Source organism: Hydrogenophaga sp. 70-12 (assembly GCF_001897365.1).
In the GTDB taxonomy this organism is placed as follows: Bacteria; Pseudomonadota; Gammaproteobacteria; order Burkholderiales; family Burkholderiaceae_C; genus Hydrogenophaga; species Hydrogenophaga borbori.
The window spans coordinates 1-8,733 of the sequence record NZ_MKSS01000277.1 but is presented as its reverse complement, the minus strand read 5'-3'; the positions used below and the strand labels follow the sequence as shown (position 1 = coordinate 8,733).

Annotated in this window: 8 protein-coding genes; 4 read left to right on the top strand and 4 right to left on the bottom strand. The window is 66.6% G+C overall.

Going from position 1 to position 8,733, the window contains the following annotated elements; genetic code table 11:
- Positions 1–214: 214 nt before the first annotated feature.
- From pssA to BGO22_RS15260, 4 genes are all read left to right on the top strand, one after another.
- The gene (pssA, locus tag BGO22_RS15275; RefSeq protein ID WP_070399879.1) at positions 215–1,024 is read left to right on the top strand and encodes a CDP-diacylglycerol--serine O-phosphatidyltransferase; all 810 of its coding nucleotides are present in this window, start codon (positions 215–217) and stop codon (positions 1,022–1,024) included.
- 220 nt (positions 1,025–1,244) lie between these two features.
- Complete coding sequence (leuA, locus tag BGO22_RS15270; protein WP_070399880.1) at positions 1,245–2,933, top strand: 2-isopropylmalate synthase; 1,689 nt, start codon at positions 1,245–1,247, stop codon at positions 2,931–2,933.
- A 27-nt stretch (positions 2,934–2,960) separates the two neighbouring features.
- Positions 2,961–4,502, top strand: a complete 1,542-nt coding sequence (locus tag BGO22_RS15265) for a 2-isopropylmalate synthase (RefSeq protein WP_070399881.1) — start codon at positions 2,961–2,963, stop codon at positions 4,500–4,502.
- 179 nt (positions 4,503–4,681) lie between these two features.
- Positions 4,682–5,836: a serine hydrolase gene (locus BGO22_RS15260; RefSeq protein WP_070399882.1), complete on the top strand. Its 1,155-nt coding sequence runs from the start codon at positions 4,682–4,684 to the stop codon at positions 5,834–5,836.
- 21 nt (positions 5,837–5,857) lie between these two features.
- On the opposite strand, the gene BGO22_RS15255 is transcribed toward BGO22_RS15260, so the two are convergent.
- The 4 genes from BGO22_RS15255 to BGO22_RS15240 form a co-directional block, all read right to left on the bottom strand.
- On the bottom strand, positions 5,858–6,640 hold the full coding sequence (locus BGO22_RS15255; protein WP_070399883.1) for an IclR family transcriptional regulator: 783 nt from the start codon (positions 6,638–6,640) through the stop codon (positions 5,858–5,860).
- Positions 6,641–6,720: 80 nt separating this feature from the next.
- Entirely contained in the window at positions 6,721–7,461 is a 741-nt protein-coding gene (locus BGO22_RS15250) for an arginyltransferase (protein ID WP_070399884.1), read from the bottom strand.
- A complete protein-coding gene (aat, locus tag BGO22_RS15245; RefSeq protein ID WP_070399885.1) occupies positions 7,458–8,228 on the bottom strand; it encodes a leucyl/phenylalanyl-tRNA--protein transferase in 771 nt (256 codons plus the stop codon). The genes BGO22_RS15250 and aat overlap by 4 nt, the downstream gene beginning before the upstream one ends.
- Before the next feature lie 45 nt (positions 8,229–8,273).
- A complete protein-coding gene (locus BGO22_RS15240; RefSeq protein WP_070399886.1) occupies positions 8,274–8,636 on the bottom strand; it encodes a VanZ family protein in 363 nt (120 codons plus the stop codon).
- Positions 8,637–8,733: the final 97 nt, after the last annotated feature.

Here is an 8,733-nt window from a genome sequence, read left to right as displayed (position 1 = left end):
ACACGGCCGAGCACAGCATCGAGGTGGTGGGCGCCCAGCTGCGCGCCATGATGCCCTGGATCGCCAAGAACAAGCTGGTCGACCAGACCCGCAACTGATCGGCAAGCGCCGTTCCCGGGCCAGGGCCGTGCGCGGCCCTGGCCCTTTTTTGTTTGTTCGCCCCCACGTACACTGCATGGCTTTCCGGACGACGGATTTCATCCCAACACACGACATGCACGACGGAAACGACACCGAAGTGGAGCCCCTGAACGAGGCGCGTCGGCGCCCCAAGGGCATCTACTTCCTGCCCAACATGATCACCCTGGCCGCGCTGTTCGGCGGTTTCTACGCGGTGGTCATGGCCATGAACGGCCGCTACGACCTCGCCACCGTGGGCATCTTCGTGGCCATGGTGCTCGACAGCCTGGACGGTCGCGTGGCCCGCCTCACGAACACGCAGAGCGCCTTCGGCGAGCAGATGGATTCGCTCTCCGACATGGTGTCCTTCGGCGCGGCGCCCGCGCTCATCGCCTACGAATGGAGCCTGCGCGACCTGGGGCGCTGGGGCTGGATCGCCGCCTTCGTCTATTGCGCCTGCGCCGCGCTGCGCCTCGCACGCTTCAATGTCAACACGGGTGTGGTGGACAAGCGCTACTTCCAGGGCCTGCCGTCACCCGCGGCGGCGGCGCTGGTGGCGGGCTTCATCTGGCTCATGCAGGAGGCGGGGGTGCCGCCGCAGGACGTGAGCTGGGTGATGTTCGTGCTCACGCTCTACACCGGCCTCACCATGGTGACCAACGTGCCCTTCTACAGCTTCAAGGACCTGAGCCTGAAGAAGAGCGTGCCTTTCGCCGCGCTGGTGCTGGTGGCCCTGGGCATCGCGGTGATCAACATCCACCCGCCCACCGTGCTGTTCCTGCTGTTCGTGGTCTACGGCCTGTCGGGCTATGGGGTGTACCTGTGGCGAAAGTCCAAGGGCCGGCCCACCAGCGTGATCAGCACCTCCACCGACGAGCCCGACGAACGCGGTCTGCACGACTGATCGGCCATTGAGCCCATGGACAAGCCCTATCGGCCCTCGCGGGCTTTGTGATACATTGCATCGCATGTTTTCCCAAGCCGCCTCGCTGCTACTACTGGCTGTCCTTCACGGGCAGATGCGGTAGCGCGCGAGCGACTCACACCAACGGCCCGTTTGCACCCGCAACGGGCCGTTTGTATTTTGGGGTTGCGGGTTCTGTCGACACGAGAGAGTCCACACCATGCTGAAGCAACCTGCAAGCAAGTACGCCGCTTTTCGGCCCGTCGGCCTCAAGGACCGCACCTGGCCAGACGCCGTGATCCAAAAGGCCCCCGCTTGGCTGAGCACCGATTTGCGCGATGGGAACCAGGCACTGATCGAGCCCATGGACCTGGAGCGCAAGCTGCGCATGTTCCAGCAGCTCGTGAAGATCGGTTTCAAGGAAATCGAGGTGGGCTTCCCCTCGGCCTCGCAGATCGAGTTCGACTTCGTGCGCCGCCTGATCGAAGAGAACCTGATCCCCGACGACGTGACGATCCAGGTGCTCACCCAGGCCCGCGAGCCCCTGATCCGCCGCACCTTCGAGGCGTTGCGAGGTGCGCGCGGCGCGATCGTCCACCTCTACAACGCTACTGCGCCGATCATGCGGCGCGTGGTGCTGGGCATGGACGAGGACGCCATCGTGGAGCTCGCCGTGGACAACGCGCGACTGTTCGCCCGCCTGGCGGCCGAGCAGCCGGACACGCGCTGGACGTTCCAGTACTCGCCCGAGATGTTCTCGGGCACCGAACTCGCCTTCTCCAAGCGGGTGGTCGATGCGGTCACCGCGGTCTGGGCGCCCACACCCGAGCACAAGTGCATCGTCAACCTGCCGTCGACGGTGGAGCACAGCACGCCCAATATCTTCGCCGACATGATCGAGTGGATGCACCGCCACCTGGCGCGGCGCGAATCCATCGTCCTGTCGGTGCACCCGCACAATGACCGCGGTACCGGCACGGCGGCGGGCGAATTCGCGCTCATGGCCGGGGCCGATCGGCTGGAGGGTTGCCTGTTCGGCAATGGCGAGCGCACGGGCAACCTCGACCTCGTCAACGTCGCGCTCAACCTCTACACCCAGGGCGTGTCGCCCGGGCTGGATTTTTCCGATATCGACGAGATCCGCCGGACCGTGGAGCACTGCAACCAACTGCCCGTGCATCCGCGCCACCCCTACGTGGGTGACCTGGTCTATACCTCGTTCTCGGGCTCGCACCAGGACGCGATCAAGAAGGCCTTCGCGGCGCGCCGGGCGGACGACATCTGGAACGTGCCTTATCTGCCCATCGATCCCAAGGACCTGGGCCGCAGCTACGAGGCCGTGATCCGCGTGAACAGCCAATCGGGCAAGGGTGGCATCGCCTACCTGCTCGAGACCGAGTACGGCGTGGAGCTGCCGCGCCGCCTGCAGATCGAGTTCAGCCAGGTGGTGCAGGCCGTGATGGACCTGGACGGCAAGGAACTCACGGCCAAGGATTTGTGGCAGTTGTTCGAGCGCGAGTACGCCCTGTCGGCGCCTGCACCTGCGAACGCGACCACCACCGAGCTGGCCGGCGGCAGCGTGCGTGTCACGGCCGACGTGGACTGGGCGGGCGCGGTGGTGCCCGTGCAAGGGCAGGGCAATGGGCCCATCGACGCCTTCGTCAATGCGCTCAACGCGGCCACCGGCCGGTCGGTGCGCGTGCTCGACTACCATGAGCACGCCATCGGCGCCGGTGCCCAGGCGCAGGCCATGGCCTACATGGAACTGCGCGTGGACGAGCGCCACACGGTTTTCGGCGTGGGGCGTGACACGAACATCGTGTCCGCCTCGTTTAAGGCCATCGTTTCGGGCCTGCGGCGCGTGGCGCCCGAGCAGACGCAGGAAACGATGGAACGCGTGGCGCCCTGAGGCGCGCGAACACAACAAGGAGCCCCCATGAGCGAACAGCTGATCATTTTCGACACCACCCTGCGCGATGGCGAGCAATCACCCGGCGCGTCCATGACCAAGGACGAGAAGCTGCGCATCGCGCGCCAGCTCGAGCGCCTGAAAGTCGACGTGATCGAGGCCGGCTTTGCGGCCAGCTCCAACGGGGACTTCGAGTCTGTGAAGGCCATCGCTGACCACATCAAAGACTCTACGGTGTGCTCGCTGGCGCGGGCGAACGACCGCGACATCGCGCGCGCGGCCGAGGCGCTCAAGGGCGCCAACCGCGCGCGCATCCACACCTTTATCGCCACCAGCGCGCTGCACATGGAGAAGAAGCTGCGCATGACGCCCGAGCAGGTGCTGGAGCAGGCGAAGCAGTCGGTGCGTTTCGCGCGCAATCTGGTGCAGGACATCGAGTTCAGCCCCGAGGACGGTTATCGCAGCGACGTGGACTTTCTCTGCCGCGTGCTCGAGACCGTGATCAAGGAAGGCGCGACCACGCTCAACATCCCCGATACCGTGGGCTACGCGGTGCCCGAGCTCTATGGCCATTTCATCCGCACCCTGCGCGAGAAGATTCCCAACTCGGACAAGGCGATCTGGAGCGTGCATTGCCACAACGACCTGGGCATGGCCGTGGCCAACTCGCTCGCGGGCGTGAAGATCGGGGGCGCGCGCCAGGTGGAATGCACCATCAACGGCCTGGGCGAGCGCGCGGGCAACTGCTCGCTGGAGGAGATCGTGATGGCGGTGCGCACGCGCCGCGATTACTTCGGCCTCGACGTGGCCATCGACACCACTCAGATCGTGCCCGCCAGTCGCATGGTGAGCCAGACCACCGGCTTCGTGGTGCAGCCCAACAAGGCCGTGGTGGGCGCCAACGCCTTCGCGCACGCCAGCGGCATCCACCAGGACGGCGTGCTCAAGGCGCGCGACACCTACGAGATCATGCGCGCCGAGGACGTGGGTTGGAGCGCCAACAAGATCGTGCTGGGCAAGCTCTCGGGCCGCAACGCCTTCAAGCAGCGCCTGCAGGAGCTGGGCATCGAGATGGCGTCCGAGGCCGAGATCAACACGGCCTTCGCCAAGTTCAAGGAATTGGCCGACCGCAAGGCCGAGATCTTCGACGAGGACATCCTGGCCCTGGCGAGCGACGAGAGCGTCACCGCCGAGAAGGAGCAGTACGGCTTCGTCTCGCTGGCCCAGCGCAGTGAGACCGGCGAGCGTCCGCACGCCAGCGTGGTGTTCACCGTGGATGGCAAGGAACTGCGCGGCGACAGCGACGGCAACGGCCCGGTCGATGCCTCGCTCAAGGCGATCGAGCAGCACGTCAAGAGTGGCGCCGAGTTGCTGCTGTATTCGGTGAACGCCATCACCAGCGGCTCCACCGAAAGTCAGGGCGAGGTCACCGTGCGGCTGCAGCATGGTGGCCGCGTGGTCAACGGCGTGGGCGCGGACCCGGACATCGTGGTCGCGTCGGCCAAGGCCTACCTGAGCGCACTCAACAAACTGCACAGCAAGGCCGACCGGGTGGCGGCACAGGGATAAAGTTCAAACGTTTCAACGACTTGTAGAACTTCCTTATTGATCGGTGGAAATTGACCTCCAAACGCGCGTCTATTCCACCGATCACTTAAGACCACCGTCCAAGCTTTTGATATTGCTGATTTTTTTCTGACTCCCTATACTCCGCCCCAGCGCTGGTCCCGTCTTGCTGGAGTTGAGTCATGTTGTTCCGTCCGATCGCCCTGAAATCGCTGATTGCTGCTATGGCGGTTGCGTTGATCGGGGCGCTCGGGCCGACGGGTGTGGCGCAAGCGGCCTCCGGTTCCTCGGCCAAGACCAGCAAGACGAGCAAGGCTGCCAAGGCCCCGGTCAAGAAGACCAGCAAGCCCAAGGTGGCCAGCCGCTCCACCAAGAAGGTCACCAAGACCACCAGGGTCACCACCGCCAAGCGCAAGCAAAGCGTCGCTTCGCGCAAGCTCACGCTGGTCAAGGCAGCGCCCGCGTCCAAGCCCCGTGCCATCAGCGCCAAACCCAGCGTGGTGCGCGTGGCCACGCCACCGGTGGTGTCGGTGGGCCAGCGCCTCGGCCTGCATGGCATGGACGACGCGTTGGACCTGAATTCCAGCGTGGCCCTGGTCGTGGACCAGCAGACCAATGAGGTGCTGTTCTCCAAGAACGATTCGGCCGTGCTGCCCATCGCCTCGCTCACCAAGCTCATGACCGGCCTGGTCGTCGTGGAGGCGGGCCTGAACATGAACGAGGTGATCACCATCACCAGCGAGGACGTCGACACCCTCAAGGGAAGCCGCTCGCGCCTGGCCGTGGGCACCCAGCTGACGCGCGGCGAGTTGATGCACCTGGCGCTGATGTCGAGCGAGAACCGCGCGGCGCATGCGCTGGGCCGCACCTATCCCGGTGGCCTCGATGTGTTCGTGCGCCGCATGAACGCCAAGGCCGCCGAGCTGGGCATGCACGACACGCGCTACGTGGAGCCCACGGGGCTGTCCAGCGACAACCGCTCGAGCGCCCGCGATCTGGCCACTCTGGTGTCGACCGCCTATGAACGCCCCATGCTGCGCGACCTGTCCACGTCGCCGGGTTATGAAGTGGACGTGGGCCGCCGCACGCTGCAGTACAACAACTCCAACCGCCTGGTGAAGAACCCCGAGTGGGACATCGGCCTGCAGAAGACCGGCTACATCTCCGAAGCGGGTCGCTGCTTGGTGATGCAGGCCCGCGTGGCCGGCCGCCAACTGATCATGGTGTTCCTTGACGCGAGTGGCAAGCTGGGCCGCGTGCAGGACGCCGAGCGCGTGCGCCGTTGGGTGGAGCACCAGGGCGAATTGCTCGCCAGCAAGGTGCGTCCCCAGGGCTGATGCCCGGGCAAGGCCGGCGCGTCAGCGGCTGGCCGGAAAGCCCAGCGCGGCCGAGATCTCGGCCGCCGTGGCCTTGAGGCGGGGCAGCCAGCCTTCGTCGATGCGATCGGCCGGCGCCGAGATCGACAAACCCGCCACCAGCTTGCGCTGGTCGTCGTAGATGCCGGCGGCCATGCAGCGCACGCCCATCTCCAGTTCCTCGTTGTCGCGCGCCACGCCAGCCTGGCGGCATTGCGCGAGTTCACGCTCCAGTGCCGGCAGCTGGGTGAAGCTGTTGCGTGTATTGCCGGCCAGGCCGGTGCGGGTGGCGTAGGCGCGCACGCGCGTGGGGTCGTCGTCGGCCAGGAAAAGCTTGCCCACCGAGGTGAGGTGCAGCGGCGCACGGCCTCCGATGGCACGCACCACCTGCATGCCCGAGCGCTCGCTGTAGGCGCGCTCCACGTAGACGATCTCATCGCCCTGGCGCACGCTGAGGTTCACCGGCTGCTGAATCTGCTTGTGCAGCTCGCGCATGGGCCCGAGGGCGGCGTCGCGCACGCTCAGCCGGGCCTTGACCAGGTTGCCGAGCTCCAGCAAGCGCATGCCCAGCCGGTAGCTGCCCGCCTCGGGGCGGTCGACGAAGCGGCCGATGGTCAGGTCATTGAGGATGCGGTGCGCCGTGGAGGGATGCAGGCCGGTCTTCTCGCTGATTTCCTTCAGCGAGACCGCCTCCTCGCGCGAGGCCAGCACCTCCAGCAGGTTGAACATGCGCTCCAGCACCTGAACGGTGGGGGCGGTGGGGGGGGAGTCGGATCGTTTGCTCATGGTCGGATGTGCAAACCCCATCTTACAAGATGAAATCGCCGCACCGCAGCATCGGTGAAAAACCCTGCGGTGGGATCGAATCAGGCGTCGGCCGCGGTCCAGCGGCCGTCCACCAGGACCTCGTGCGGGCGGAAGCTGGCCTTGTAGTTCATCTTGGGGCTCTGCGCGATCCAGTAGCCCAGGTAGACGTGGGGCAGCTCGAGCGCCCGCGCCTGCTCGATCTGCCAGAGCACGCTGTAGGTGCCGTAGCTGCAGCGCTCGTCGGGCTCGTAGAAGGTGTAGACCGCGGAGAGGCCGTCGTTGAGCACGTCGATGATCGAGACCATCTTGAGCCGCGCCGGCCGGCCCTGGGCGTCGGGTTCATGGAACTCCACCAGGCGCGAGTTGACGCGGCTTTGCAGCAGGAATTGGGTGTACTGGTCCACGCTGTCGTGGTCCATGCCGCCGCCCGCGTGGCGGCTGTTCTGGTAACGCAGGTACAGCTGGTAGTGCTCGGGCATGAAGCACAGCTTGAGCACACGGGTGATGAACCCACTGTGCTGGCGCTGGCTGCGCCGTTGGCTGCGGTTGGGTTGGAAGCCCGCCACCGGCACGCGCAGCGGCACGCAGGCGCTGCAGCCGTCGCAGTAAGGGCGGTAGGTGAACATGCCACTGCGACGAAAGCCGTGCGTGACCAGATCGGAATAGGCGTCGTTGTGGATGAGGTGGCTGGGCGTGGCCACCTGGGAGCGCGCCTGCCGTCCCGCCAGGTAGCTGCAGGGATAGGGCGCGGTGGCGTAGAACTGCAGCGCCTGGAGCGGGAGGTCCTTGAGGTGCGTCACGCGCGTTCGTCGCCGATGGAAAGGTGCTCGCGCCAGTATACGGGCCGGAATTCCCATCGGGGCGCGGGCTGCAGCAGCGCCAGGCGCACGTGCTGCACGAAGGGATCGCGCGGCATCAGCCGCCCGCCCATGGAGGCCAGGTGGGCGGTGTTTTGCTGGCAATCCACCAGCGTGATGCCGTGCCGCCGGCACAGCGCCATCAGGCCCGCCAGGGCGATCTTGGAGGCGTCGCTGCGCCGGCTGAACATGGATTCGCCAAACACCATGGCACCGAGGTTGACCACGTACAGGCCGCCGGCCAGCTCGCCGTCGATCCAGGTTTCCACCGAATGGGCCATGCCGGCGCGGTGCAGGCGCGTATAGGCCTGCACCATGGCCGGCAGTATCCAGGTGCCGCTCTGGCCGTCGCGCGGGGTCTGGGCGCAGGCCAGGATCACGCGCTCGAAGTCGTGGTCGATGCGCAGCTCCAGCCGCTGCGCGTTCAGCAGCTTCTGGATGGTCTTGCGCAGCGAACGGTGCAGCCGGAACTCGGTCGGCGACAGCACCATGCGCGGATCGGTGCTCCACCACAGGATGGGCTGGCCCGAGCTGTACCAGGGAAAGATGCCACGCGAATAGGCGGCCACGAGCGTGGGCACGTCCAGCACGCCGCCGGCGGCCAACAGGCCGGGGGCGGGGTCGTGCGGGCCCCAGGCCTGTTCCACCGGCGGGAAGGGCTCCCCCGGCTCCAGCCAGGGCAGCGGTCGGGTCGGGGGCGTCTGGGTCATGGCGCGAGAGGTATGGCCGCTATTGTGCGCGGCGCCCCCGCGGCATCAAGTGCGCGCGGGCAAAACGCGACCGGTCAGGCGTCCCGGCAGCAGGCGCCAGGGCAGCCACACGGTCAGCACACCGATGGCGTCGGCCAGCCAATCGATCCATTCACCGTAGCGCCAGCCCGCGGCCAGTTGCATGAGTTCGATCAGACCACCCCACAGGATGAGCCCCGCCACCACCGCGCCGGCCCGGCGCGGGTAGGCCAGCAGTCCCCACAGCGCCAGCCAGGCGAAGCCCAGGGCGTGCTGGGCCTTGTCCCAGATGTTCATGGCCTGCGGCGGCAGCAGTTCGACCGGCACCAGCGAGGCGATGGTGAGGCCGAGCAGGCTGCACCAGAACCCCACGGCGATCAGGCGTTGCATGGCGTGCGTGAAGACGAAGGCGCAAAAACGACAACGGCCTTCGCGAGAAGGCCGTTGTGCGGGTGTTGGGTGGCTCCCCGACCTGGACTCGAACCAG